Below are 26,915 nucleotides of genomic sequence, written 5' to 3'. Positions count from 1 at the left end.
TTGAAAGCAAAGATGAATAAACGCTGTTCAATCGACATTACCTCAATATTATTTTAAAGTAAAGGATACAATCAAGAATTCTTTATACGATACTAAGATAGCATTCCTATCGTAAAAGAACAAAGGCTAACTTCGGTTGTTGAGGTTAGCCTTTGCTTATTATTTTACTTTAAATCTTTTAAAATTTCTTGTACAGCACGTTCTAATTGAGGATCGTTGTTATTTAAGCGATCCATAAATGAATTTTTCACATAAATATCAGGAGCAACTCCTGTTTTTTCTAGATTATTGCCCTCTAAGGTATACGTTCCCCAAGAAGGTAAACGATAAGAAGAATTGTCCACTAAAGACTTCCCTGAGGTAAAAATAATCCAACGATAGGTTTCTTGACCAATGATTTTACCCAGTTTTAAAGCTTTGAATCCAGCGGCTGTCATTTCAGCATCGCTGAGAGAATATTCATTGATTAATAATACAATTGGCTTTCCACTGGGGCTAAAATTACTTTGCATAGTAAGTTTTCCTTCGCGGTATTTCCATTGTAAATAGGGGCGTTGAGCCAAGAAATTTAAAACTTTGTCATGAACATTTCCTCCTGTATTAAAGCGAAGATCTAAAATTACACCTTCTTTATGGTGTTCTTGTTCTACCATATCCAATAAGAAGGAGTCTAGTTCTGGGGAAGTCATATTTTTCATATAACTATAGGCAATTCGATTGTTGCTCCATGTATTTACCCGTTGTTTATTTAGGTAAATCCATTCATCATACAACAGATTTTTTTGCGTAGTATAGGCAATCGGATGTAATTTAACTGTATATTCTTTGCCAGAACGCATAAAAGTAAGTTCAATTTCTTCTTGTTTCGTAGGGGAAGTAAAATACGTATCTCGATTCGTATTCGTATCAATTGCCTGCTGGTTCACTTGCGTTAAAATATCTCCTTTTTGAATGTCAATACCCTTTATAAAAGCTGGAGACTTGCGCAATACACGTGCGATTTCATACGGATTAGAGTCGGAAAAGAGTAAGCCTGTTTCTGCTGTAGTGAATTGTAAGCGCGTTTTTTCTTCCTCACCTGTTGTGTTAAAGCCTAGATGAGATGAACCTAGTTCACCTAGCATATCATTCAGTAAGATACGAAGGTCATTTCGGTTATTAAGATAAGGAATATATGGGGCAAAATAAGCTTTGGTCTTCGTCCAATCTATGCCATGAAAATTTTCATCATAGAAGTTCTCTTCTACACCAGCCCAAGTTTCTTCAAACATTTGTTGAAACTCATCTGCTAAGTTTTTGGTAAATGAATATGCGATGTTTATTTTTTCAGGTGTTCCTTTTTCTAAGGTAAATTTATAAATATTACCCTTGCTTAAAGCATATAGAGTTTTGTCGTTTTGTAAGAGTTGACTGGTGGTTTGATCACTTACTTTTTCCGTTTTTTCTTTCTCAAAGTTTTCGTAGATTTTGCGATACAAGCTAAACTTTCCACTTTCTTGATTTGAAGAATAATAGACATATTCTTTTTTATCATCTTTGAAAACTACTGGCGCCAATTGATTGCCAAACGTATCACTAACCAATTCAATTCGGTCTAATAATCCTTCGGTATTGATGCTAATGATAGTTGATTTTTCAGCTACACTTTCTTTTTTCTTTTCTTTTTTAGAACCTTTAGCTTCTTCTTTGTTAACGTCCTTTTTCGCTGTGAATAAACGATTGAATTCATCTGATTTAAAAGGATCAGCATACCAATCTAAGGCCAAACGATAGATACTGGCATTTTGTGTTCCCATAGGATAAGAGGGATTTAAACGATCACTTGTAAAATAGATGTATTTGCCAGAGGGAGACCAGGTAGGATTGGATTCGGATATACCTGTATTCGTTAGATTTAAGGTTTCATTCTTTTTGATATTGTAGATAAAAATGTCATCCTCAAAATTGCGCTTAGCGGTAAATAACACATAAGATCCATCCGGTGAAAAGGATGGTTTTGAACTTTGGAAGGCCCATATTTCATCTTTAACGATAGTTTTGGAAGTAAACGTTTTTAAATCTAATAGACGAACTTCATCTCTACCACTTAAATAAACTGCTTGGGTTGCATCCTGATTGAAAGCTATATCGCGATTATTACGTTGATCACTTGTTATTTGCTCAATTGTTCCTTTGTTATTCGCTTTTATTTTAAACCAATTCTGATATCCTTTATCGGTTTGACTAAAAAGTAAAGTGCTATTGTCATTTAACCATTTTGCTTCTAGCGCGCGTTCTTTTCCATTGGTAAGCTGTTGAATGAACTTTCCTTCTAGATCTGAAACAAATACAATTCCTCTACTAATAAAGGCTATTTTTTTGGCATCTGGAGAAATATCAAAGAAACTGATTTCGTTTTCAACCGTAAAGGTTTGCTCTTTAGCTAGCGATTTATTCGTGTTCAATGTTATAGCAACAGGTTGAACCTGATTGGACTTCGTATCTAATATAAAAAGTTGATAGTCTTTTTCAAATACAACTTTACTACCATCTGCTGAAACGAAGGGTTTTTTAATCGATGAGGTAAAAGCTGTTAAAGCTGTCTTTTTACCATTTATAAACGTATAAAGGTTGTAATTTCCGTTGTTTTCATCTGAAATAAAATAAATATTTCCCTTTTGATCTACGGTTGGGTTGAAATCTTTACCGTTATAATCCGTATACTGTTTAAAGCTTTTAGTTGTAGGCGTATAACTTAAAATATCGGGATTATTTTCTCCTTTGTAGCGTTTACGCACTACTTGATTTGCACTTTCGGTAGAGTTAGTGAATAAGAATTCGCCAGAAGGCGTTTCTACTAAGCCATTGGTATTTGTAAAGTAATGAGTAAATAGAGGAGAAGGAGTACCTCCCTCTTTGCTAATTTTAAACGAGGCATAATTGTTATACGCGTTGCTTGTAAAATAGATAGTTTCACTATCCCAACCCCAACTTTCCATTTCATCGGCCGCTTGGTGGTAGGTCAATTGCTTAATTGTTCCTCCAGTAAGAGGCATGACAAATAGATCTTTGTTGCCATATTGATCCGAAGTAAAAGCCAAATGCTTGCCATCAGGGGATACTCTTGGATTGGTTTCATTACCTGGTAAAGCAGTTAGACGTAAAGCTTCTCCGCCAATTGCAGGAACCTGCCAGATATCTCCATCAAAACTAAAATAAACTATTTGGCTATCCGGACTTAAGGAGGGAGTAGAAGCGAAGTGGATTTTATTTTGACTCCATAGTGTAGTTACTAGAGATAAGGCAAGTAGTGTAATCGTTTGTTTTAACATGAAATATATTTTCCCTAAACTTAAAACTATTTTATAAATAGCCCAAGTTTTTCAGCGAATCTATTTGTTTCTTGCGGGAAAAGGACAATAAAAAAACGCTATCCTTTTCGATAGCGTTTGATATATAGTATTAGTTTACTGGACTTCCGTATAAATCGAATTCACTTGCTTCATCAATGAGGATTGTTGCAAAATCTCCAATTTTTAGATAGTGCTTTGTAGCATCAATTAAAACTTCGTTGTCTACATCTGGACTGTCAAATTCGGTACGACCAATAAAGTGGTTGCCTTCTTTTCTGTCGATAATACAACGATAACTTTTTCCGATTTTTTCTTGATTTAATTCCCAAGAGATTTGTGATTGAACCTCCATTATCTCATTTGCTCTAGCCTGTTTTACTTCTTGTGGAACATCATCTTCTAACAAATAAGCATGTGTATTTTCTTCATGAGAATACGTAAAACAACCTAAGCGCTCAAAACGCATTTCTTGAACCCAATCTTTTAAAATCTGAAAATCTTCTTCTGTTTCACCTGGATATCCAACAATTAAAGTAGTTCGAATAGCCATTCCAGGAACTGCTGCTCTGAATTCGTTTAATAATTTCGTTGTTTTGGCCTGTGTTGTACCACGACGCATTGATTTCAGGATATTGTCTGAAATATGTTGCAGAGGAATATCAATGTAGTTACAGATTTTTGGCTCGCGTTTCATTAATTCTAACACGTCCATCGGAAAGCCTGTAGGAAAAGCATAATGCAAGCGAATCCACTCGATACCTTCCACTTGGGTTAGGTTTTCTAATAATTCAGCTAAGTTTCTTTTCTTGTATAGATCTAAGCCATAATAAGTCAAATCTTGAGCGATAAGAATTAATTCTTTTACACCATTTTTAGCTAAACCTTCTGCTTCCTTTACTAATTTTTCAATCGATTGAGAGATATGCTTTCCACGCATAATAGGAATGGCACAAAAACTACAAGGACGATCACATCCTTCAGCAATTTTTAAATACGCATAATTTTTTGGTGTTGTTGTTAAACGTTCACCTAATAATTCATGTCTGTAATCTGCACCTAATGCTTTTAATAAAAGAGGCAAGTCTGTAGTACCAAAATATTGATCAACATTTGGAATCTCAGCTTCTAAGTCTGGTTTATATCTTTCTGATAAACATCCGGTTACGAATACTTTATCAACGATTCCTTGTTCCTTCTTATCTACGTATTCCAATATAGTATTTACCGATTCTGCTTTTGCATTATTGATAAATCCACAGGTATTTATAACAATAATATTCGCTTCGTCGTTAGTCGCTTCGTGTGTAACGTCTTTACCACTAGCTTTTAACTGTCCCATAAGCACTTCACTATCGTAAAGGTTTTTAGAACAACCTAGGGTTACAACGTTTATCTTGTTCTTTTTTAAAGATCTAGTTCTCATTTGTTTGAAAAAAAATTGGACTGCAAAAGTACATTTTTTTTCTATATGGTGGAGAAGGTTTGTGAGAATTATAAGAAGAGCTAGGCTAATCTAAACTGATTCCGTTTTAATAAGGTGAAAATGAGTGCATAAAAAAAGTGACTTCTTTATGCAAGAAGCCACTTTATATAAGTTGTATGGGTATATTTTATAATTTAAAAATACCTCCAAATGCAATAACTGTTTCACCAAACCAGAAGCTGTGAAAAGCTTTATCTTTTTTACTTGCTGTTGTTCGAACATCATACATATCGATGTATCCTCCTTTTAACTCTCCTTGTACAAAGAAGTGTTTAAAGAAAGTGATGTTCAAACCTGCTTTAGCAGAAAAACCTAATCCAGAAACGTGGAACTCATCATAGCGTTCTTTTCCTAAAAGAGTGGTATTTGTTTTTGGATAAATGATTCCAAAACCAAGACCTTCTGTTACATTCACTTGAATTTTATCCGTGTTGTAAATTTGGAATAATTTAGAAATATCATCTACACGGTTAACTTCAACGTTAAGATAGTTTAACCCATCTGTATGCTCGAATCTCAAAAATTCATCGGTTAATTTCACTTGGTCCGGATGTCCAGGAACTTGTTCACCATATGTACCTTCTCCATAATACTCTCCCGAATAGTTTACGGTTTGGTTTTGACGCATTACATATTTCATGTGATCAACCCCTAAGGAGATATTGTATTTATCTGTAATAAAGTAACCAATTCGCAAGTTCGTTTGCGGAATAGTCATACGCCCTGGATTGACATAGTCAACATGCCATCCTTTCGGTTTGTCATCTGCCTTTACATCTTTGATTGTAAAATCGTAATTTTCTCCTCTAAAACGAATATCTGAATTCGAATAATAACCACGGTTTCCTCCCCAGTAGATATAAAATTTTCCTTTATTTGAGGCTGTATAGCGCAAAGGTGTAGTAGTTGTTTCTTGTGCAAATCCTACTGTTGTTGCCAACAAGCATATGCTTGCAATAATTTTAAAAAAGGCTTTCATTAGTTTGATTTTTTAAATTTCAAAATTGTAAGCCAAAAGTACAATAAAAAAATCTCTTTGAGAGTTTATCCTCAAAGAGATTAATAGTATTAAAAATTCTAAAAAATTAGAAATTGATAGTATAAGAGAGATTGAACCAGTTTTCTTTCATTTTCCAAGTTGCATTGCTGTACAGGTCATTGACTGTTAGGTCTAAAAGGCTCGTTTTGTAGGATCTAGTAGAATATGCATACGATAAATCAAGACGAGAATTCCCGAATTCATACCCAATCCCCGCAGAGAAGCTATTTAAATCCCCCGTATATTTAATGTTTTTATAAGGACTTTCTTCAAAGCGATATCCTCCGCGAATGCTGAATTGTTTGATGCGATATTCTCCACCAATACGCAATTCACTCGCCACTTTCATTTCATTGCTATAAAAACTATTCAGTTGCTGATACGTACGATCATTTTTAGGTCTGAATCGACTATTGCTATAATCTCTAATACCATAATCGACACTGATTAATCCCCTTTCATTGAATACGTAAGCTAAACTTCCCGTATACTTAGAAGGGGTACTCACTTTATATCGCTCATAAATGTTTACAACTTCTGGATAAAGAATAGACGGTTCATTTACTCCAAAACGGGTGGTTTCTATTCCTTGAGTTAATTCGTCGTGTAAGTTATACCAAGTTGGCGATTCATACGCAACACCAGCTCTCAATCCTTCTGTGATTTGCCCAATAACTCCTAGGTTGAACGAAAATCCTGTACCATAAGTATATTGGTAATTAGAATAACTAATGCTTTGAACTACATCTTTCTCTAGGGGAGAGTGGTTTACTTCAACCGCATGAGAGGTTTGTGTATAATCATATAGATGTAAATTCAAATTACCTCCAACAAAAAGTCGTTCACCCAATTGAGCAGAGAAGTTTCCGGAAAACTTGCTGTTATAGCCATTGGAACTTACATATTTACCTTGTGTGTACGTATCTCTATTGGAACCGAAATTAGCCACATATTCCCCATCTTTCGCTCCTTTGTCTAAGATAAAAGTTTCATGAGCTAAGTAGGTTTGCTGTCCAGAAAAACCGGCTATGTTACTCGCATTGATATAAGCTTGGTTTGCGTTGCTATTTTCTGATACAGCTTGAAAGGGCACTTGATTGCGATTGGCTACTTGATAAAAGTATTCTCCAATAGAGTTGGTTTGACCTAAACCTAAAATGCGATAATCATTGTGTAGGTTTTTAGTACTTTCATAATTGAGTCCTAGTGCAAATTTCTTCATAAATGCAGAAGAATCATCTGGATAAAAGACAAAGATAGCCCCTAGCTGGCCTAAATCAAGTCCAGTATAATTTTTAGATTCACTATTGTTTAAATAGTTTGTTTTATTGTTTTTGTTTGCGACTGATAAACTAAAGGCCGCTTGATTGTAATTGAAAATCGCTCCACCTGCGGGGTTAATCTTCAACGCAGATAAATCTCCACCAACAGCCCCGAAAGCACCACTCATCCCTTTGAATCGAGCGGTACCATTCATGTCAGATTCTGTATATCTTGAAATATCTTGAGGATTTGGCTCTTGTGCCTGTGCAACACTCATAGTTAGTAGGGTTGCACTTAATCCAAGAATAAATTTGTTCATAAAATAAGTTTTCAATATAGATTAAGATAAACGATTAACGAGAACTTCTGCTACCACTACTTCTACTGCCACTACTGCTTCCGCTACTTCTACTGCTGCTGCCACTGCTATAGTTACTTCTTGTTCCGCTGCTACTACTGTTGTAATTACTTCGCGAGCTGTTTGTAGTACTAGGTCTGTAAGAGCTGTTGCTTGAATTTGAAGAACGACTCGAGTTATAAGAACTTCTGCTATTCGAATAGTTGCTATTGCTACTTGAATTACTTCTAGAATAGTAGGAGTTGTTCGTAGCATTGTTATTGTTCGTGTTGTAGCTAGAACGCGTTCTATTGGTTGAAGAGCTCGTTGGTCTAGTTCCTTGAGAAGTAGATCTCGTGTTATAAGATGTTCTTGAATAGGCATTATTTGAATTTCTTAAACCATTGGATTGATAAGAAGTTCGTGTATTGGAATAGGAACCTCTTGATCCTCCAGAATAATTCGCATAATAGGGTCTTGAATAATAGCCTCCACCATAATAAGGAGATCCCCAATAATGATGATTATATCCAGGTCTATAATAACCGTTCCAGCCCCAGCTAAGTCCCCAGCCAAATCCCATACCTCCATAAAAATAAGGATCATAGAAAGGATCGTAATAGCCATACCCCCAATAAGGTCTATACCCTTGGTTGTAGTAATTAATCTGAATACTTGTTGGTTCTGTTCCCCATGAACCATAGCTCATGGCTTTACTTGGTTGATTATTTAATATACTGTCGTTTACGGGGGAAGTATAAGCGTTTACATCTGTGAAGTATTCTGAGTCTTCATTTAGTGAAGCAAAATAATTTTCATAGTAGTTTCCGGATTCATTTACCGTATAAGGATCTGCTTGTGCGCTCGATCCATAGATACCATCTTGAGAAAAAGAGGCATTATGATAAGAGCCACAAGAAATAGCGAATCCTCCTAGAAGAAAGAAAAGGCTGATTCTTCTCATGCTTTTTGTTTTTTGAAGAATTGTAGTCATTTTCGATGGGAATTTAATTGTTGTTAGAAACAAATTTAGTTACTTTTGTGGAATTATTATAGTTAATTAAGAGTTAAACAACTTAAGTGCTAATATATTAAAAATGAGCAAGAATATTACTAAGAGAAGTGAGGATTATTCGAAGTGGTACAATGAGCTAGTAGTAAAAGCTGATTTGGCCGAAAATTCGGGAGTTCGAGGATGTATGGTTATCAAGCCATATGGCTATGCTATTTGGGAGAAAATGCAAGCAGAGTTAGACAAGAAGTTCAAAGAGACAGGACATCAAAATGCGTATTTCCCCTTATTCATCCCCAAATCTTATTTTAGTAAAGAGGCGAGTCATGTGGATGGATTTGCTAAGGAATGCGCTGTTGTTACCCATTATCGCCTAAAAACTAGTGAAGATGGAAAAACGATAGAAGTTGATCCAGATGCAAAATTAGAAGAGGAATTGATTGTTCGCCCGACATCAGAAACGATTATTTGGGATACGTATAGAAAGTGGATTGAATCTTATCGCGATTTACCTATTTTGGTAAACCAATGGGCGAATGTTGTGCGTTGGGAGATGAGAACGCGTTTGTTTTTAAGAACAGCTGAGTTTTTATGGCAAGAGGGACATACAGCCCATGCTACGAAACAAGAAGCTATATTTGAAGCAGAACAAATGTTAGGTGTATATGCCGATTTTGCGGAGAACTTTATGGCTATTCCTGTTATAAAAGGATTTAAAACGGAGAATGAGCGTTTTGCTGGAGCGATAGAAACGTATTGCATAGAAGCATTAATGCAAGACGGAAAGGCACTGCAAGCGGGAACCTCTCACTTTTTGGGGCAAAATTTTGCCAAAGCATTTGATGTGAAGTTTACAAACCAAGAAGGAAAGCAAGAATACGTATGGGCAACTTCATGGGGGGTAAGTACGAGATTGATGGGTGCATTAGTTATGACGCATTCCGATGATAGTGGTTTAGTATTACCACCAAACTTGGCGCCAATTCAAGTGGTGATTGTACCGATTCACAAAACAGATGAACAGCTAGAGGCTATTCGCGAGGAAGTGAAAAAAGTAACAGATCAATTTAAAAAGTTGAATATTTCATTTAAGTTTGATGATCGTACGACATTTAAGCCTGGGTGGAAATTCAATGAATATGAATTGAAAGGGGTGCCATTGCGTATTGCAATTGGGCCAAAAGACTTGGAAAACGGAACTTTTGAAGTTGCACGTCGGGATACCTTTACAAAAGAGGTTGTATCGAAGGACACAATTGTTACCTATGTACAGGATATGTTGGAAGAAATCCAAACGAGCTTATATGAAAAAGCCAAGACCTATAGAGATTCACATATAACAGAAGCTAATTCTTTTGAAGAATTTAAAGATTTGTTAGAAAATAAAGGAGGATTTATTTCTGCACATTGGGATGGGACTATTGAAACAGAAGAGAAAATTAAGGAGCTTACTAAAGCTACAATTCGCTGTATTCCAATAAATAGAAAAGAGGAGGATGGAGTTTGTGTATTTACAGGAGCATCCTCTAAAGGAAGAGTGTTATTTGCAAAAGCATATTAGAGATAAAAATTTTTTGTTTTTCTCTTGCGGAATTAAAAATATATTGTACTTTTGCATCCGCATTAGATAAACAAAGGGTCCGTTCGTCTAGGGGTTAGGACGCCAGGTTTTCATCCTGGTAACAGGGGTTCGATTCCCCTACGGACTACAAGTTTCTTTAAAATTATAATGCATTTTGGTCCGTTCGTCTAGGGGTTAGGACGCCAGGTTTTCATCCTGGTAACAGGGGTTCGATTCCCCTACGGACTACAAGATTCTATCGAGAATCGCAATTGATATTTTGGTCCGTTCGTCTAGGGGTTAGGACGCCAGGTTTTCATCCTGGTAACAGGGGTTCGATTCCCCTACGGACTACAAGTTCTTTTGAATTACAATATATTTTGGTCCGTTCGTCTAGGGGTTAGGACGCCAGGTTTTCATCCTGGTAACAGGGGTTCGATTCCCCTACGGACTACAAGATTCTATCGAGAATCGCAATTGACATTTCGGTCCGTTCGTCTAGGGGTTAGGACGCCAGGTTTTCATCCTGGTAACAGGGGTTCGATTCCCCTACGGACTACAGAAAAAAATAGTATAGACTTAATAAAATATTTAAAAAATGGCAAATCATAAGTCAGCTTTAAAAAGAATTAGAAGTAACGAAAAAAAGAGAGTATTAAACAGATATCAGCATAAAACTACACGTAACGCGATTAAAGCTTTACGTTTGATTGAAGATCAAAAAGATGCTGCTGATAAATTACCTGTAGTGGTTGCAATGATTGATAAATTAGCAAAGAAAAATATCATTCATGCAAACAAAGCTTCTAATCTTAAATCTAAATTAACAAAACACGTTGCTGCTTTATAAGAAGCGCAATAGGTTGTGTTTATAGAAGACATACACTAAGCTCTCAATTCCATGAGGGCTTTTTTTGTTTATACTATACATTTCAAATTAATAATATTAAAATTTTAAAATCCTTTTATGACACAAATTAGGAATATTGCTATTATCGCACACGTTGACCACGGTAAAACTACCATGGTTGACAAAATATTACACCACTGTCAATTATTTCGTGAAAATGAAACTTCTGGAGAGTTGATTTTAGACAACGAAGATATCGAGAGAGAAAGAGGAATTACAATCGTTTCAAAAAACGTATCTGTAAGTTATAAAGGAACTAAAATTAATATTATCGATACTCCAGGACACGCGGATTTTGGTGGAGAAGTAGAGCGTGTATTGAATATGGCTGATGGTGTTCTTTTGATTGTAGATGCTTTTGAAGGACCTATGCCTCAAACTCGATTTGTATTGCAAAAGGCAATTAGCTTAGGCTTAAAACCTTGTGTGGTTATCAATAAAGTAGATAAAGAAAACTGTACACCAGAAGAAGTGCACGAAAAAGTTTTCGATTTAATGTTCGAATTAGGCGCTGAGGAATGGCAAATGGACTTCCCTGCGGTTTATGGTTCGGCAAAAAACAACTGGATGTCTGACGATTGGAAACAACCAACAGATTCTTTTGAACCGTTATTAGATATGGTTTTAGAGCACATCCCAGCGGCAGAAATGAAAGAAGGTACAGCGCAAATGTTAATTACATCGTTAGATTATTCTACTTTTACAGGACGTATCGCTATTGGTCGTTTACACAGAGGTGTTTTGAAAGAAGGAATGAATATTTCTTTAATTAAGAGAGATGGTAAAACCGTTAAATCTAAAATTAAAGAATTACATACATTTGAAGGATTAGGACGTCTAAAAGTATCTGAAGTACACGCAGGAGATATCTGTGCGGTTGTGGGTATTGAAGGATTTGAAATTGGAGATGTTATTGCTGATTTTGAAAATCCAGAAGCATTGCCAACAATTACGATTGATGAGCCTACGATGAGTATGTTGTTTACAATTAACGACTCTCCATTCTTTGGTAAAGAAGGTAAGTTTGTGACCTCAAGACACATCAAAGATCGTTTAAACAAAGAGTTAGAGAAAAACTTAGCATTACGCGTAAATGCAACGGATAGTGCTGATAAATTCATGGTATTCGGACGTGGTGTATTACACTTATCTGTATTGATTGAAACTATGCGTCGCGAAGGTTATGAGCTTCAAATTGGACAACCACAAGTTATCATTAAAGTAATTGATGGTGTAAAATGTGAACCAATTGAAGAATTAACAATCGATATCCCTGAGAATTTGTCAGGTCGTGGAGTTGAATACGTTACTTTGAGAAAAGGTGAAATGTTGAGCATGGAGCCAAAAGGAGAGCGTATGATTATGAAATTCTTAGTGCCTTCTAGAGGTATTATTGGATTGAGAAATCAATTGCTAACAGCAACGGCAGGAGAGGCGATTATGTCACACCGTTTCTTAGAATATCAACCGTACAAAGGAGAAATTTCTGGACGTATCAATGGTTCTTTAATTTCTATGGAAAACGGAAAAGCAATTCCTTATTCTATTGATAAATTACAAGATCGCGGTAAGTTTTTCGTTGATCCTAATGAGGATATCTATGAAGGACAAGTTATTGGAGAAAACTCTCGTGGAGATGATATGACTGTGAACGTAACGAAAACTAAAAAGTTAACAAACGTTCGTGCATCAGGATCAGATGATAAAGCAAAAATTGTTCCGGCAATTAAGTTTTCATTAGAAGAGGCTCTTGAGTATATTCAAAAAGATGAATATGTTGAGGTAACGCCTAAATCTTTGCGTTTGAGAAAAATTTTCTTGAAAGAAACGGATCGTAAGAGAAATAAAAGTTAAGTTTAAACTAGATTTTTATACATAAGCAATCCAGAGGAACAAGTTCCTCTGGATTTTTTTTTGGCATTGAATCAAGTAAAAAGCGAAAGGATTATGAAAGGATTGTGGATTGATTTGATGTTATTCACTTCTATTTTTCACTTTTTATTGGCATTGAATCGTTGTCGATTGAAACTGTAGATTCATGTTTTTGCAGTATATTTGCATCGCAATCCAACTAAGGTTTGGGGTGTTTTATAGGGGATTTTTTTCTTTATAAAAAATAAGTAATGGAATATGATACAAGAAAAACAAGAAAGTACAGCATTAGAACAAGGAAAAGTATTGCCTTTAATGGAGCAATTTTACACCATTCAAGGAGAGGGATTTTATTCTGGGAGTGCGGCTTACTTTATTCGTTTGGGCGGTTGTGATGTAGGATGCCACTGGTGCGATGTCAAAGAAAGTTGGGATGCAGAATTACATCCTTTAACAGTTGTAGAAGATATTGTAGCTAGTGCCTCAGCAGTTGCTAATTTAGCGGTTATTACCGGAGGTGAACCTTTGATGTATAACTTAGATTACCTAACCAAAAAATTGAAAGAAGCAGGCTTAAAAACCAATATAGAAACCTCAGGCGCTTATGAAATGTCGGGTGATTTTGATTGGGTTTGTCTATCTCCTAAAAAAGCAAAACTGCCAACGGCAAGCGCGTTTCAAGCGGCTAATGAATTAAAAGTAATCATTTACAATAAACACGATTTTATTTTTGCTGAAGAACAAGCAGCTCAAGTCAATAAGGGTGCTTTACTTTTATTACAAACAGAATGGGGAAAACGCACAGAAATGATGCCTATGATTATTGAGTATGTTAAGCAAAATCCAAAATGGAAAATATCCTTACAAACACATAAATACTTGGATATTCCTTAACATAGTTTTATATTTACTCCATCAAAATAAATTAGAAGTATGAAAAAAATTATTGCAGTTACAGCATTCCTATTCGTAAGTCATTTTGGTTTTGCACAAAGTACGTACAAAGCAGATGCAGAAAAATACATGGAAGTAAGTGGACAAATGAAAATATTTGAATATCTTACTCAAGATATTATTCAAAATATTCCTGAAGAAAAGAAAGCTGATTTCAAAAAAGATTTAGCTGGTAGTTTAAAGGACTTACAGAGTAAAATGGCTGATATGTATATGGAAGAGTTTAGCCATGAAGATATCAAGGCATTGATTAAGATATATGAAACTCCTATTGGAAAGAAATTATATGAAAAGAACAAAGTTCTATATGATAAAGGACAAGATGTAGGAATGGAATGGGGAATGGGATTACAAAGTATTATGATGAAATACATGGAAATGTAAAAGATAGAAAAAGGAAGCGTATTGCTTCCTTTTTTTTATCGTATAGTTGATATGCTTAGTAGGTACTAGGCGCTACAATTTTTTGCGCTGAAGCCTATTCACCTTTTCTACTTAACCTTGCGAGATAGTCATAGTTTTCCCCCTCATAGACTAATTCACAAGCTAAACCACTTCCTAGCGCCGCATTTTGGAGGGTGTTATAGTCCAAATATAACCAATCAAAAGCTTCTTCCGTTTGTCCTTTATAGTGAACATTAAAAACTAATTCACCATAATACTCTTTGTTGTCCATATTAATCCATTTTCCACCATCTTCATCTTCATCAAACATATAGATTAAATCAGAACTGTCGATTAAGATTTGTCCATTCGGAGCCAATAAGCTTTTTAAATGCTCTAAATAGGTGGTAATATGAATAAGTCTACCAAAAATTCCCGTGCCATTCATCAGCAATAGGAGGGTGTCAAATTGTTCTTCTTTGTAGTCTAGGATATTAGCTAATATAGCTTTTTTGACACCTCTTAATTGACAAGCTTCAATAGATTTAGCTGAAATATCAACGGCTGTAACATCAAAGTTTTTTTCTTGTAAGTACAAGGCGTGTGAACCAGCTCCAGCTCCGATATCTAAGATTCTTCCTTTGCATTTTTTTAAGGCAATCTGTTCTATTGCGGGCATTTCTTTATACGAACGAAACCAATAGGAAATATCCATTTCTTCTGCTTCAGAGATATCTGTTTCGGTAAGAATAACCGCTGATTTTTGAGTTAATTGATAGTCTAAAATTGCTTGGCCAATTAGGTCTTTCATTTTTTTGCTGATTTTTGATCTATAAAAAAGGGAGTTGTTGTAATTTTGTATTTCAAAAATAAAAGAATGATTAAAATACTGCAACAGCTTCCAAAGTTAGCCAAAGATAAGCATAATGAGAATAAAAAATATTTCGCGAAGCTGCAAAAGAAGCCACCGAAGGATTTAGATTATCAAATGCAAGAAATCCACACAGCAGTATTTAAAAAAACGGATTGTTTGTCGTGTGCGAATTGTTGTAAAACTACTGGGCCTTTATTTACTAGTGCTGACATTGAGAGAATCAGCAAGCATTTGCGCTTAAAACCACAACAATTTATAGATCAGTATTTGAAAATTGATGAAGATAGAGATTACGTGCTTCAACAGGTGCCTTGTACTTTTTTAGATGCCGAGAATTATTGCATGATTTACGAGGTCCGTCCAAAGGCTTGTAGAGAATATCCGCATACAGATCGCAAAAAATTTCAGCAAATTGCTAACTTGACGTTACAAAATGTAGCTATATGTCCAGCAGCTTATGAAGTTGTTGAACAAATGAAAAAGAAAATTGTCATCAAATAATTAAACAAAGAAAGGTTCTTCATCCTCATCTTCAAAAAGAGTGGAGACTTCTTGGGTGAAATCTTCAATTTTAGCTGAAAAGTAAGCAATGATATCTGTAATGACTTCTTTTATTTTTTCGAAAATGCTTAATGCATCGTCTAAATAATCTTTGATTAAGTGAAAGAAGTCTAGAATTCCATCAACTAATTTGATAACGTATTCCCCTATATTCATACTTTGTTTAGTTTTTGTTACTCAAATGTACTCAAAAAAAATTGGGATTAGAAGCTTATTATTCATTTAACTCAACCAATCTTTTAGATTTTGAATATGAGCTTTACTTACAAAAATAGGTTGTTGATCTTCACTTTGAACTTGGAGAACAAGTTCTATTTTTTGACTATTATGGCGAATTACTTCCTGAATAGCGTGAATGTTTACAATGAAACTTCGATTAATTTTAAAGAATACTTTAGCCTCCAGTTTGGTTATTATGTCTTTGATTGTATCGTCATAGATGAAGCGCTCGTCTTTGAAGGTATGCAAAAATAAATGTTTACCCGAAGCAAATAAATAAGCGATTTCACTTGTTTCTATTGATTTTAGTCGATGTCCATCGTGAATTAAAAAACGATCTTTGTGTGTTGGATTTTCTTGTTCTAAAGCAGGTATTACTTGGGGTATTTGTTCTTCATTTAGGTGTTTGGTAATGGTAATATACTTGATTAACACCTCATTCAAAGCATTTCTATCAAAAGGTTTTAAAATATAACCAATAGCAAATTGTTTGAAAGCTTCAATTGCATAGTTGTCATAAGCGGTGATAAAAACCACAGGACTTTTAACGGCAATTTTATCGAAAATATCTAGGCTTTTACCATCTCCGAGGTGAATATCCATAAAAACGAGATCAACAGCATGTTGAAAAAAGAAAGTCGTAGCTTCTTTGACAGAAGAAAGCATGACAATATCACTAACCGAAACCGGAAGTATGTCTTGGGTAAGTAATAATTTCTTTAGATAATTAGCTGCTAGAGCTTCATCTTCGACAATGGCAATTCGCACTTTTTTTTGTAAAAGTACTAAAAAGTTATGCGTTCTAAAAATGCGATTTTAACGAGGCTTATTTTTGAATAAAAAAAGCTACCAGAAATGGTAGCTTTTGCAGTGTGATCGGCTATAAATTTGGGTTGTTTTCTCTTGCTTTTCTGGGGAAAGGCAAGGTATAACGCGGATCGTTTTGTTGTAATATAAATTCGTCTTTGCCTAGTTTATGAACAATTTTTCGTTGGTCTAGTCTTCGTAAATCATTCCAACGATGTCCTTCAAATGCAAATTCTCTAAATCGCTCTTCTAATAAAAACGTTTTGTATTCACTTTGATTAAATCCTTTTAGTTTTTCTACTAGGTTAGCTACTGCTTCCGGTTTATATCGATGCTCAATAACGGGTTGTAATGCTGTAGTAGCTTGATCTAATTGATTTAAAAAGAGGTAAGCTTCTGCTTGGATGAAATACAATTCAGCCGTTCTGAATGAAATTCGAGTAGCATCATTTCCTGTTTTTACAACCACTAAATGATCGCCTATTTGGTCAAAAGAAATAACATATCTCCAGTCATTAGCCGTATCATAAGTAGCTTTTAACTCTTCTGAAACATAGATGAACTTGTTGTAATTTTGACTGTAAACATCTTCTAAGTTTAGAATAGATTCGACAGATTTAAAATTAGCAACCGCAATCGTATTGGTTGTATTTAAATTTTGCAACGTACTTTTTATGGCTAGCGCATTTGTTGCACTAGTTAAAGCTTCTGCATATTTTTGTTGGTACAAAAAGACACGAGCTTCTAAAGCTAAAATTGCTAGTTTAGAAAAACGGTAATTTACACCCGCTTCATACGTTGTTACTTTCAATTTATTTTTAGCAATATCAATATCTGCATGAATTTGATTATATACTTCATCAACGGTTGATTTCGCTCTTTTATTTTCTAAGTCTACCTCATTTTGAATAACAATTCCTGCTTCTGTCTTTGCTGTGGTCGGGTTATAAGGTTTAGCAAATAAATTTACTAAGTCAAAGTAAGCCATAGCACGTAAAGCATGTGCTTCTCCTAAGAGTTGTTCTTTAGTATCTCCCTCTTGCATTGTTTTAGAACCATCATTGATGGTAGAATTCGCATAAAAAATTATTTTGTAGAGTATTTCATAAGGAATGTCTTTAGTACTTGCATCTGGATTTTGATCATTGTAAGCATAAATATCTCTTACCGTAACAATTTCACTTTCGTCAATCAACGGAATCTGAACTTCATCTGTTCGGATAGTGGTTAAGCTTTTGTGATTTGGATAAGCTAAATAAGCACTTGTTAAGAGCTTTCTATAATCATCCGTTGTTTTGGGAATGATTTTTCCTTCTGGCTCAATGTCTAAGTATTTATCACAACTAACGGTTGATAAACCTAAGCTTATACATCCAATAAATAAAAATAGTTTTTTCATAATATTCAAAGGGTTAGAAGGTTACATTTAATCCCAAAGAGAATGATCTTTGGATCGGTTGAGCATAAATATTCCCATAAGTTTCAGGATCAAAATAGCCGTTGTAATCAGTTCCAAATACGAATAAGTTTCTTCCTTCAACGGTAAAACGCACATTGTCTAAACGCAATTTATCTAAAACTGCTTTTGGCAATGTGTAACCTAAACGCATACTGCTAATACGCAAATAACTCGTTTCTTTTGTCCAGATATCCAGGTAGTTGTAATAGTTAATAGGCGCTCCACCATAATCAAACCATTTGGTTAACATCCAGTTGTCTGTTCCATCGTAAGGATCATTTCCTGTTATTGCAGGTAAAGAACCATTCGTATTAAGTGGAGTCCACATGTTTAATACATCTTTTGTGTAATTTCTTCCTGGATCTACCAAGGCTGAATTATAAGAAGGTGTACGGGTTACCATTTGTTTTAAATTGAATGCTGCAGAGATTGTAAAATCAAAATTGTTTATTTTGAAGGTATTGATAATTCCCCCTGTAAATTTAGGATCTCTATCTCCTGCATAGGTAAATAAATCTCTTGATTCTTCAGCATTTAATTCTGAACCGACCATATAGCCTGGCATGATGTCTTCCCACGCATCGTATAGTTTGAAAAATTCTTTCGCTGATACTTTATCGCCATTTTGCCAGAATAAAGGATTTCCTTTATCATCTAATCCTGCTGTTTTTAATACAAATACGGAATTTACTGCGTGTCCTTCTCTTGAAGGTAAATATTCACCATCGTTTACTTGAATTCGATCTACTCTGCTTTTGTTATGAGCAAAATTGAAGGTAGTGGTCCAAGAGAAGGAAGGCGTAACAATATTTCTTGTTGTTAAGGAAATTTCATATCCTTTGTTGGTTACTTGTGCCCAGTTCATATTGGTAAATTCAAATCCTGACTCAAAAGGCAAAGCACGTAAACCAATTAAATCTGTACTTTTTCTGTTGTAAGCATCAAATTCAATAGCAATGCGATTTTTGAATAAACCTAAGTCAAAACCAAAGTTCGTGTTTGTTGTTTTTTCCCATCTCAAGGTTCCATTTGGCAAATTAGTTACCTGAATAGTGCTTTCTGGATATCCAGGAAGAATAGAAGATGTACTGTATTCTCCAATTACAAATGGAGAAGTAGTACGGTCTATATTTCCTTGTAATCCGTAAGATGCACGTAAACGGAAGTTGTTGATGAAGTCAACATTCTCCATGAATTTTTCATTCGAAACTAACCATGAACCAGAAATAGCCCATAAGGGTAAGTATCTGTATTTAGGATCCACTCCAAATAGGTTAGAACCATCATAACGCACACTACCAAATACGGTATATTTTCTATCATAGGTATACGAAGCCGTTGCAAAGAAAGAAGCATAAGCATCTTCTCCTTTGGTTCTTTTATACGTTTCGTATAATTTTTTATTTGAATTACTGTGTCCTTCTGGTAAAGTAAGGTCTATCGTTGTTAAGGTTAATGGATCATAACCATACCCTTTCGATTTGATTTGTTTTCTTTCTTCTTTTCGGACTTCCATACCCGCCATAATATCTACTTCATGTATATCATTAAAAATAGCGTTATACATGGCTTGGGTTTTCCAATTGTATTGGAAATATTTATCGGTAAAGTTTTCGATAATACCTCCTTCTGGTACTAAATACTTAAATTCTTTAGAAGCACTGTTATAGTATTTACTTCCTTCTCTGAATTTACGAGTATTATACGTTTCTTTCCCTAAGTATTTTTCGGTATCATTATTTTCAATTTGTAAGCCCAATTGAGACGTTAATTTTAAGTCGTCCAAAATTTGGTAGTTCAAATCAAAAACAGCTTTTAGCGATTGGTTTACCAATTCATAGCTTGTATTTTGTCTTTCCTCTAAAAAATTAAAAGGAATATAAGAATCATTGATTCCATCAATATCTGGATCATATTGAAAACTTCCATCCTCATTGTAAGGCTGTAAATAAGGGTTGGCATTTCTGGAATAATTCGCTGGGTTTACACTCGCATTAGCGTCCGAAATAAAGCTTGTTTTTTTCGATTGCGTACCAAATAAAGCAACACCTGCAGTTACTTTGTCATTCAACTGAAAATTGTTTTTCAACGTAATGTTATAACGTTCAAAGCCAGTTCCAATCGTTGTTCCTTCCTCATTGTAGTACCCCAAAGAGAAGTAGTAGTCTGACGTTTCTCCACCACCCGATAAGCTCAACCCATATTGTTGGTTGAACGTAGGTCTATATAATTCTTTACCCCAATCGGTATCCACTAATCGCAAGCGATTAATTGCATTTTGACTTTCGGGAGATAGAGAGTTAAACCCACCTGCTCTATAGGCATCTAATTCGTTATTTCTGTTTAAAATTCTCGCTATTTCACCTTGTCCAGAACGAAGATTACTGATATCCGATCTACCCGCTAACATCAATTCGAAATCCACTTTTTCAGAGGCATTCATCAAGTTCAATTTCGAAAATTGAGGGCGTTCATTTACGAAAGTATTCGCTGTAAAGTTAACTTTCATTGAACCTTTCTTTCCTTTTTTCGTTGTAATCACAATTACTCCGTTGGCTGCTCTTGCCCCATAGATTGCAGTAGCTGAAGCATCTTTTAAAACGGTAATATCTAAGATGTCATCTGGATTTAAACCTGCAATTGAAAAGTTTTGTAATTGATCAATATTGGCTTTATCATCAAAATTAGGTACATTATTTCCTTCTAAAGGCATCCCATCAATTACCCATAGCGGATCTTGAGGACCGTTTAAAGAAGCCGTACCTCGGATCCTAATTTTAGCCGGTCCACCAGGTGCACCTGTTTGTGTAGTTACAGCGACTCCTGCAATTTGTCCAGCTAACATTTGATCCACACTCGCAACTCCTGATTGTTCAATATCAGCCATGCTGATCTGAGCAACAGAAGAAGTTAATTTGCGTTTTTCAATTGTTTGATAGCCCGTTATAACAACTTCATTTAGGATGTTTTCATCTGTTCCTAAGGCAACGTTATATTGCGTTTTAGTTGTTAAATAAACCAATTTGGAAGTATATCCAATAAAGCTTATGCGAATGGCTTTTGTTTCTTTTGGCACTTCAAGGGTAAAGTTACCATCAAAATCAGTCATTGTTCCAATACTTGTACTTTCGATGATACCTTTTTGGCCTGTTTCTGTTGACACACTTTGTGTTTCAACAATAACAGAAGCCCCTGGTAAGCCCGATTTGTCGCTCGCATCTTGAACAAAACCTGTTATCGTTCTTTTCTCTTGTGCTAGAACAAGAGTTAGGGTAAAGAACGAAAATAAAAGAAATAGTTTTTTCATTTTCTTAAATAAGTAAGGTTATTAGTTTTATATACCTAAAGCTTGGTTAATTCTATTGGCTAAATCTGCATAATGTGCTTGTGTTGCAGCATCTCCAGATTTGGCTTTTTTGTTTACAAGTTTTTGAACGGCAAATAGTTCACCTTTCTTATAACTTGTTACCTCCGAAACGCGTTTCATTACCGTATAGTTGATGTTTCGCACAGAATTTTCGTTTAATGAAACTCTACATAGGGTAGGCATTTGCAAAGATTGCGCTAGGAGTAACCCTTTTTTGTCTGTTTTTTCAAATAATTTATTTACATCGATAATTAATGCATCTACATAATTTTTTTGGGTCATTCGCTCTAAGATAGAAAGTGATTTCCCTTTTTTAGTTGGTGCAAATATCTGATTTCTAAGTTGATTAAATAACTCTTGAACCGTATAAACTTTTTCTCCTTTAGTTTGAGCTTGTAAAGCTTCACTTTCTAAAAGTCGGAGTAAACGTTCGTCGTTTAATAAAAAATAAATCGTTGAATATTGTAATTCTCTTGCTAATGAGTAAGGCGAATACTCATATGGACCAACAGGAGAATCTTTTAAGCTGTATGTTTTTTCATTAATCGCATTGAAAAATAACCAGTTTGGAATTGTAAGTGCATGTTTGCTCAAATATTCCATGGCTTTTTTCTGTGTTTCGTAAGGCACGGGTTGATATGCTTTTTTGTTGTTTCCATATACAGCATGATCTAAATACACACCACCGATATTTGCTAAAACATGTTGGTTATACATTTGCCATTGTCCAATAGCGCCCATGTATAATTTTCCAGCTTCATAATAATCTTCTCCTTGGTCGTAGGTCCATGAAATAATATTATCTACTACTATTTTTAAGTTTTTTAATCCATATTCACTTGCTTTCATTGCATCATTTCCTAGATCTTCTGATTGAGATCTCGGATCAACAATGTTGAGATAGCTTTGTTGTTCACCATAAAAATACATTGGATCATCTTGGTGATCTTCGATCATTTTTCTAAGTGTTTTTTGCTCCATTTCTTTGGATGGATACCAGCGATACCCCCATTCAATAGCATATTTGTCATACAAGCCAATTTGTGGAGTAATAGCGGTAACGTGATCCTCAGGTTGAGCTACATAATTGTAACGCGCATAATCCATAATAGAAGGTGCTGTTCCCCCCATTTGCGTTGTAAATGTTTTTGAACGCAAAGAATCAACAGGAAAAGCAAATGAAGCACCCATATTGTGTTTTAATCCAAAGGTATGACCAACTTCATGAGAAGAAACAAAGCGAATCGCATCACCCATGTGTTCGTCACTAAATTTATTTGCTCTTGCTTTTTCGTCAATAGGACCTGTTTGAATGCGCATCCAACTGTGTACAGAAGTCATTACGTTGTGCCACCAAATAATATCTGATTCAATAATTTCTCCACTTCGAGGATCAATTACAGAAGGACCCATGGCATTTGATTTTGGAGATGCTGCATACGTAATTACAGAATATCGAACATCATCAATATCAAAATCCTTATCTTCTTCCGTAGGTTCTTTGGCGATGATTGCATTTTTAAATCCGGCCTGTTCAAAAGCAACTTGCCAATCGTGAACACCTGCAATTATTTTTTCTCTCCATTGGGGAGGTGTTGCAGGGTCAATATAATAAACAATAGGTTTTTTAGGTTCTACCAATTCTCCACGAAGGTATTTTTCAATATCTTCTTCTTTGGGTTCCATTCTCCATTTAGTGATGAATTCTTTTTCATCCATTTTGTGTTGAGCATCACTGAAATACCAGTGCTTCTCTGTAAAATAACCCACGCGTTTGTCTGCAATTCTCGGCTGCATCGGCTCTTTGGATAAAAGCACAATATTAGTGGTCACGCCCAAAGAAATAGCTACCTCACCAGAACCTTCATTTACGGTGGTTGTCATCAGTGATTTCACCACAATATTTTCAGGAAATGTTTTGATTCCTTCAATATAAGATAAATTCGTTTTGATAGAAGTAGGTAAACTTAAGCCTGATAAAACATCATTAAAACTCTTTTGATTGCCATCAAATACTTTGTTTACTTTAATTACAGTAGCCGTAGAATCAGGATTTTTTGTTTCAATGTCAAAAACTTCTAAAACAGACTCTATAAAGTTATCCGCAACAGAACGGGTTATAGCATCTTCTTTTGGAGAAGATACACGTGGCGTTTCTGTTTTTACCCAAATTTTGTTCGCAATCGTGTCTTTGTGAAAAGTAATTAACTTATTTTCATAGTTCATCCCCTTATTTGCCCCTGCATCATTAATTTCTAAGGGAACTTGCGAAAGCTTGTTTACCAACAAAAACTGACGATTTAATAAACTATCCGGTATTTCAAAATAAACATCCGTTTTGACTTGTATAACGTTAAATAGCCCTTGGGTGTAAGTGCCTTTTTTTATTAAATCAGCGTAATTGTTTTTTTTCGTGTCAGTAGAGTCTTTTTCTTTTTCTTTCTCCTTCTCAGCTTTTTTTTCTGTTTTCTTTTCCGCTTTTTTATCTTTAGCGTATAAAACACCTACGGGTGCTTGTGTCATGCAACCTATTAGAGCTAAGGTACTGATACTTAGTTTAACCGTATTTCGATTCATTACAATGTTAAGTTTAAGTTAAGTAAGGGATAAAACTAAAAGACTTCTGTTTAAACTTAAAATTTTCTGGAGTGAGTGGATTTAATTTGGGAGTGAGTGGATATTTTAACAATTAAGTAAAGGGAATACACATACAAAAGTCTCATTATGTGAATAGGTTTGATAGGTGTCTATTTGATAAAATTGATAGATAGATGCAATATAGAATAAACCAAAGCCTTCACTTTCTTCTTTGTGTTCTTTTAATTGAATATTATTGACTACCGTTGCAAATTCATTGGTCAAGGTTATTTGAATTAAAAGCGGAGAATCGAGCGTAGCAATGTTGTGTTTCATTGCATTTTCTACTGCAATTTGTAAAGCTAAATACGGGATTTGGGTTAGTGTAGGTTGATTGCGTTTGTCTATTAATTCAAAGTGAAGTTCTTTTGGAAAACGAATGTGTTGCAATTCAATATACTGCTCAATAAATTTTAGCTCTTGATCTAATCCTACAAGATTACTGCTAGGGGAGTGAATCAAATAACGGTACGTATTACTTAAGTTTAAGGTGAATTTTTGGGCTAAATCACTATCTATCGTAATCAACATATAAAGGGAATGCAATGAATTAAAAAGAAAATGAGGATTGATTTGATTTTTTAATTGTTTCAATTGCATCAGTACTTTTTCTTTCGTTATTTTTTCTTTTTCTAAGGCCAATTGCTCTTTTTCTTTATAGGCACGTTTGCTTTCGACATTGAAAAAGTAAAGTAAGATTAGAATGATGGAAATAGAACTAATGAGAATTAAATACGTATTTCTTTTTAGAGGAATCACATTTTCATCCACATTGACTTTTGGAAAGTTAATACTAATGTAACCTTTAAAATTGACAGAGTTAAAAGGAGTGAAAAATCGATATACTTCTAGTTTTAAAAATTCAGATAACACAACTTGAGGACCTGATTTAGGGTCTTTAGTAACAAGCGTATCTTGACTTGTAGTTGAAGAAACTTCAAATATGTTTTGCCCAATTAAATCCAATTCCGGATGATAGATACACGTTCCATCCGAGGCAAAGATATACGCATAGTTGGGGGTTGTAATATCTATCGTAGTTAAGTGTTTATGCAATTCTTTGAGATCAAAGACAAAGCCCGTTAAAACCTGCTTATTCTCTCTTTCGATTCGATTCCAACAAACCCAATATAAGTTGGAATTTAACCGAAGGAAATTATTGGTCGTTGTTGCTGTTTTATTTAAAATTAACTGCTGGATAAAAGGTGTATTTAGCGATAAAACATCAGTAGACGTGAAGTTGTTAGCTAAAACTCGATTTGTAGAATCAATCACAATATACCAATTAGAACTTGGAATGTTGTTGTAATTTTGAATTTCATTCAGTACCTCGTATTTTAGGTTGAGTTGCTCTACAGGAGTTTGTTGTGCCACATCGGTTAATAGCGCCAAATGGTTGTCAATCATTTTAAACTCTTCCTCAAGTGCATTTTTTCGATGATTGAAGCTTTTTTTGATGATATCCTGATAGGTTTCCTCATAACTACTGTTGATGGAATGACTTAGAAATAAGATAGCTAGTGAAATAATACTTACAATAGCTATGGCAATACTAAGAATGGTTTTACGGGAAAACAGCAGTTGTTTCATAGCAAATAAAATAGGTTATATTAATTGGAATAAAGTAAATAAGGCGCACGCGTAGTTTTGAAAGAAACTAATTCTGTTTGCCAAGATTGTCTGATTTCAGCTTCCGTTTTTCCTGCTATAATTTGTTGTTTCAGCTGTTCTGTTCCTGCTAGTTTCACAAAGAAATTGGTAAAGAATTTATCTTTATTTTGAGATTGACGATAGGCTTTGAGCAACCATTTTAATTCTAACTGTGTTACTGGAGTTTCTTTGGATAGATTTTCACCATAACAAAGTTTTCCATTATTCATTGGGTCTTTGGCACCTGGATTAGGTTTAGGCGTAAATTGATACGGCATATCCTTTAAAAAGGGAGAACCGTAAATTTGAAATTGTAAATTAGTTCCTCTACCCGAACTTACATTTGTTCCTTCAAAAAAGCACAAGCTAGCGTACAAATTAATTGCTTGATCATTGGGTAAATTTGGCGATGGCGCAACGGGTAATGAATAGCTAGATTGTCTGGTGTAGTTCAAATTTGGAATAACCGTTATTGGAGCTTGAATGCCTTGATTCAACCATTTTTCACCATTTATCATTAAAGCGTATTCACCAATTGTCATACCATGTAATATTGGAATAGGATGCATACCTACGAAACTCTTGTTTTTAACCTCTAAAATTGGGCCATCGATAAGGGAAATATTAGGGTTAGGACGATCTAAAATAACAAGAGGTATGTTATTTTCAGCACACGCTTCCATGACATAGTGTAAAGATGAAATGTACGTATAGAATCTTGCCCCAACGTCTTGCAAGTCAAAAAGTAAGATATCAATATTTGCCAATTGTTCTTTCGAAGGTTTTTTGCTATTGCCATACAGCGAAATAATAGGCAAACCTGTTTGCGTATCTTTGCCGTCTTTAATTAATTCTCCCGCATCAGCGGTTCCTCTAAACCCATGCTCAGGGGCATATATTTTGGTAACATTGATGTTGTTTTGCAGTAAAAAATCAACGGTGGAAGTATAGCTATTCGTATGAGTATCTGTTCGAACAACTCCTGTCTGATTGGTTAGGATTCCCACTTTTTTGTTGCGTAGTAAATCAAAATAAGCCGTTGTATTTTCAGCACCCACGCGAATAGTTGAAGAAACAATAGGGTGAATTTCTTTTTTGTCACTTGAAAAAGAATACGAATTTACACTATAAATGAATAGCGTTGCTAAGAATAATAATGTATTTTTGACTGTTGAATTTGATACCATAACAAAG

General features: G+C 34.9%; 19 protein-coding genes and 5 tRNA genes. 11 read left to right on the top strand and 13 right to left on the bottom strand.

The features are described 5' to 3' along the window. Positions 1-164 precede the first annotated feature (164 nt). The 5 genes from ACMHJ2_RS16345 to ACMHJ2_RS16325 all read right to left on the bottom strand — a co-directional run bounded on the left by ACMHJ2_RS16345 (position 165) and on the right by ACMHJ2_RS16325 (position 8,418). Entirely contained in the window at positions 165-3,311 is a 3,147-nt protein-coding gene (locus tag ACMHJ2_RS16345; RefSeq protein WP_413513932.1) for a S41 family peptidase, read from the bottom strand. 130 nt (positions 3,312-3,441) lie between these two features. Further along, positions 3,442-4,755, bottom strand: a complete 1,314-nt coding sequence (gene rimO / locus ACMHJ2_RS16340; RefSeq protein WP_413513931.1) for a 30S ribosomal protein S12 methylthiotransferase RimO — start codon at positions 4,753-4,755, stop codon at positions 3,442-3,444. 187 nt (positions 4,756-4,942) lie between these two features. Beyond that, on the bottom strand, positions 4,943-5,794 hold the full coding sequence (locus ACMHJ2_RS16335; RefSeq protein WP_413513930.1) for a hypothetical protein: 852 nt from the start codon (positions 5,792-5,794) through the stop codon (positions 4,943-4,945). A gap of 106 nt (positions 5,795-5,900) precedes the next feature. Continuing rightward, on the bottom strand, positions 5,901-7,436 hold the full coding sequence (locus tag ACMHJ2_RS16330) for an OmpP1/FadL family transporter (RefSeq protein ID WP_413513929.1): 1,536 nt from the start codon (positions 7,434-7,436) through the stop codon (positions 5,901-5,903). A gap of 34 nt (positions 7,437-7,470) precedes the next feature. Continuing rightward, positions 7,471-8,418: a hypothetical protein gene (locus ACMHJ2_RS16325; RefSeq protein ID WP_413513928.1), complete on the bottom strand. Its 948-nt coding sequence runs from the start codon at positions 8,416-8,418 to the stop codon at positions 7,471-7,473. Between the two features lie 133 nt (positions 8,419-8,551). Here ACMHJ2_RS16325 and proS point away from each other — a divergent pair, with 133 nt between their 5' ends. The 10 genes from proS (at position 8,552) to ACMHJ2_RS16275 (ending at position 14,147) form a co-directional block, all read left to right on the top strand. Beyond that, complete coding sequence (gene proS, locus ACMHJ2_RS16320; protein WP_413513927.1) at positions 8,552-10,027, top strand: proline--tRNA ligase; 1,476 nt, start codon at positions 8,552-8,554, stop codon at positions 10,025-10,027. A gap of 76 nt (positions 10,028-10,103) precedes the next feature. Beyond that, positions 10,104-10,175 (top strand) — tRNA-Glu (locus tag ACMHJ2_RS16315). A gap of 29 nt (positions 10,176-10,204) precedes the next feature. Next, positions 10,205-10,276: transfer RNA gene (locus ACMHJ2_RS16310), tRNA-Glu, on the top strand. 33 nt (positions 10,277-10,309) lie between these two features. Continuing rightward, a tRNA-Glu gene (locus ACMHJ2_RS16305) sits at positions 10,310-10,381 on the top strand. Between the two features lie 28 nt (positions 10,382-10,409). Then, positions 10,410-10,481 (top strand) — tRNA-Glu (locus tag ACMHJ2_RS16300). Between the two features lie 33 nt (positions 10,482-10,514). After that, positions 10,515-10,586 (top strand) — tRNA-Glu (locus ACMHJ2_RS16295). Positions 10,587-10,625: 39 nt separating this feature from the next. Continuing rightward, positions 10,626-10,877, top strand: coding sequence for a 30S ribosomal protein S20 (rpsT, locus tag ACMHJ2_RS16290; RefSeq protein WP_002987410.1), 252 nt, complete (start codon positions 10,626-10,628; stop codon positions 10,875-10,877). Positions 10,878-10,994: 117 nt separating this feature from the next. Then, positions 10,995-12,791 (top strand): translational GTPase TypA, encoded by a 1,797-nt coding sequence (gene typA, locus ACMHJ2_RS16285; RefSeq protein WP_413513926.1) that lies wholly within the window; start codon positions 10,995-10,997, stop codon positions 12,789-12,791. Positions 12,792-13,067: 276 nt separating this feature from the next. Then, positions 13,068-13,703 carry a 7-carboxy-7-deazaguanine synthase QueE gene (locus ACMHJ2_RS16280; RefSeq protein ID WP_413513925.1) on the top strand — a complete coding sequence of 212 codons (636 nt, stop codon included), beginning with the start codon at positions 13,068-13,070 and terminating at the stop codon, positions 13,701-13,703. A gap of 39 nt (positions 13,704-13,742) precedes the next feature. Further along, the gene (locus ACMHJ2_RS16275; RefSeq protein WP_413513924.1) at positions 13,743-14,147 is read left to right on the top strand and encodes a DUF2059 domain-containing protein; all 405 of its coding nucleotides are present in this window, start codon (positions 13,743-13,745) and stop codon (positions 14,145-14,147) included. A gap of 94 nt (positions 14,148-14,241) precedes the next feature. Here the strand turns inward: ACMHJ2_RS16275 and ACMHJ2_RS16270 are convergent, their stop codons facing one another. Continuing rightward, positions 14,242-14,958 carry a class I SAM-dependent methyltransferase gene (locus tag ACMHJ2_RS16270; RefSeq protein WP_413513923.1) on the bottom strand — a complete coding sequence of 239 codons (717 nt, stop codon included), beginning with the start codon at positions 14,956-14,958 and terminating at the stop codon, positions 14,242-14,244. A 66-nt stretch (positions 14,959-15,024) separates the two neighbouring features. Here ACMHJ2_RS16270 and ACMHJ2_RS16265 point away from each other — a divergent pair, with 66 nt between their 5' ends. Then, complete coding sequence (locus ACMHJ2_RS16265; protein ID WP_413513922.1) at positions 15,025-15,522, top strand: YkgJ family cysteine cluster protein; 498 nt, start codon at positions 15,025-15,027, stop codon at positions 15,520-15,522. On the opposite strand, the gene ACMHJ2_RS16260 is transcribed toward ACMHJ2_RS16265, so the two are convergent. The 7 genes from ACMHJ2_RS16260 to ACMHJ2_RS16230 form a co-directional block, all read right to left on the bottom strand. Then, a complete protein-coding gene (locus ACMHJ2_RS16260) occupies positions 15,523-15,738 on the bottom strand; it encodes a hypothetical protein (protein ID WP_413513921.1) in 216 nt (71 codons plus the stop codon). It lies immediately after the preceding gene. Positions 15,739-15,804: 66 nt separating this feature from the next. Then, positions 15,805-16,569 (bottom strand): LytR/AlgR family response regulator transcription factor, encoded by a 765-nt coding sequence (locus ACMHJ2_RS16255; RefSeq protein ID WP_413513920.1) that lies wholly within the window; start codon positions 16,567-16,569, stop codon positions 15,805-15,807. Positions 16,570-16,681: 112 nt separating this feature from the next. Next, a complete protein-coding gene (locus tag ACMHJ2_RS16250) occupies positions 16,682-18,007 on the bottom strand; it encodes a RagB/SusD family nutrient uptake outer membrane protein (protein ID WP_413513919.1) in 1,326 nt (441 codons plus the stop codon). Between the two features lie 13 nt (positions 18,008-18,020). Continuing rightward, the gene (locus tag ACMHJ2_RS16245) at positions 18,021-21,374 is read right to left on the bottom strand and encodes a SusC/RagA family TonB-linked outer membrane protein (RefSeq protein WP_413513918.1); all 3,354 of its coding nucleotides are present in this window, start codon (positions 21,372-21,374) and stop codon (positions 18,021-18,023) included. A gap of 27 nt (positions 21,375-21,401) precedes the next feature. Next, positions 21,402-24,011, bottom strand: a complete 2,610-nt coding sequence (locus ACMHJ2_RS16240) for a zinc-dependent metalloprotease (RefSeq protein WP_413513917.1) — start codon at positions 24,009-24,011, stop codon at positions 21,402-21,404. Between the two features lie 105 nt (positions 24,012-24,116). Next, positions 24,117-25,661, bottom strand: a complete 1,545-nt coding sequence (locus ACMHJ2_RS16235; RefSeq protein WP_413513916.1) for a histidine kinase — start codon at positions 25,659-25,661, stop codon at positions 24,117-24,119. Between the two features lie 20 nt (positions 25,662-25,681). Beyond that, positions 25,682-26,908 (bottom strand): exo-beta-N-acetylmuramidase NamZ domain-containing protein, encoded by a 1,227-nt coding sequence (locus ACMHJ2_RS16230; protein ID WP_413513915.1) that lies wholly within the window; start codon positions 26,906-26,908, stop codon positions 25,682-25,684. Positions 26,909-26,915: the final 7 nt, after the last annotated feature.

The organism is Myroides odoratus (assembly GCF_965118575.1).
In the GTDB taxonomy this organism is placed as follows: Bacteria; Bacteroidota; Bacteroidia; order Flavobacteriales; family Flavobacteriaceae; genus Flavobacterium; species Flavobacterium odoratum_B.
The sequence above is the reverse complement of the archived record's forward strand: the minus strand, read 5'-3'. Positions and strand labels throughout refer to the sequence as shown.

Bases quoted from the DNA above. Each gene is read 5' to 3' on its own strand.
- ACMHJ2_RS16245 (WP_413513918.1), bottom strand. From the start codon at position 21,374: ATGAAAAAACTATTTCTTTTATTTTCGTTCTTTACCCTAACTCTTGTT.
- ACMHJ2_RS16270 (WP_413513923.1), bottom strand. From the start codon at position 14,958: ATGAAAGACCTAATTGGCCAAGCAATTTTAGACTATCAATTAACTCAA.
- rimO (WP_413513931.1), bottom strand. From the start codon at position 4,755: ATGAGAACTAGATCTTTAAAAAAGAACAAGATAAACGTTGTAACCCTA.
- ACMHJ2_RS16260 (WP_413513921.1), bottom strand. From the start codon at position 15,738: ATGAATATAGGGGAATACGTTATCAAATTAGTTGATGGAATTCTAGAC.
- ACMHJ2_RS16230 (WP_413513915.1), bottom strand. From the start codon at position 26,908: ATGGTATCAAATTCAACAGTCAAAAATACATTATTATTCTTAGCAACG.
- ACMHJ2_RS16345 (WP_413513932.1), bottom strand. From the start codon at position 3,311: ATGTTAAAACAAACGATTACACTACTTGCCTTATCTCTAGTAACTACA.
- ACMHJ2_RS16280 (WP_413513925.1), top strand. From the start codon at position 13,068: ATGATACAAGAAAAACAAGAAAGTACAGCATTAGAACAAGGAAAAGTA.
- rpsT (WP_002987410.1), top strand. From the start codon at position 10,626: ATGGCAAATCATAAGTCAGCTTTAAAAAGAATTAGAAGTAACGAAAAA.
- ACMHJ2_RS16250 (WP_413513919.1), bottom strand. From the start codon at position 18,007: ATGAAAAAACTATTTTTATTTATTGGATGTATAAGCTTAGGTTTATCA.
- proS (WP_413513927.1), top strand. From the start codon at position 8,552: ATGAGCAAGAATATTACTAAGAGAAGTGAGGATTATTCGAAGTGGTAC.
- ACMHJ2_RS16265 (WP_413513922.1), top strand. From the start codon at position 15,025: ATGATTAAAATACTGCAACAGCTTCCAAAGTTAGCCAAAGATAAGCAT.
- ACMHJ2_RS16335 (WP_413513930.1), bottom strand. From the start codon at position 5,794: ATGAAAGCCTTTTTTAAAATTATTGCAAGCATATGCTTGTTGGCAACA.
- ACMHJ2_RS16275 (WP_413513924.1), top strand. From the start codon at position 13,743: ATGAAAAAAATTATTGCAGTTACAGCATTCCTATTCGTAAGTCATTTT.
- ACMHJ2_RS16325 (WP_413513928.1), bottom strand. From the start codon at position 8,418: ATGAGAAGAATCAGCCTTTTCTTTCTTCTAGGAGGATTCGCTATTTCT.
- ACMHJ2_RS16330 (WP_413513929.1), bottom strand. From the start codon at position 7,436: ATGAACAAATTTATTCTTGGATTAAGTGCAACCCTACTAACTATGAGT.
- typA (WP_413513926.1), top strand. From the start codon at position 10,995: ATGACACAAATTAGGAATATTGCTATTATCGCACACGTTGACCACGGT.
- ACMHJ2_RS16240 (WP_413513917.1), bottom strand. From the start codon at position 24,011: ATGAATCGAAATACGGTTAAACTAAGTATCAGTACCTTAGCTCTAATA.
- ACMHJ2_RS16235 (WP_413513916.1), bottom strand. From the start codon at position 25,661: ATGAAACAACTGCTGTTTTCCCGTAAAACCATTCTTAGTATTGCCATA.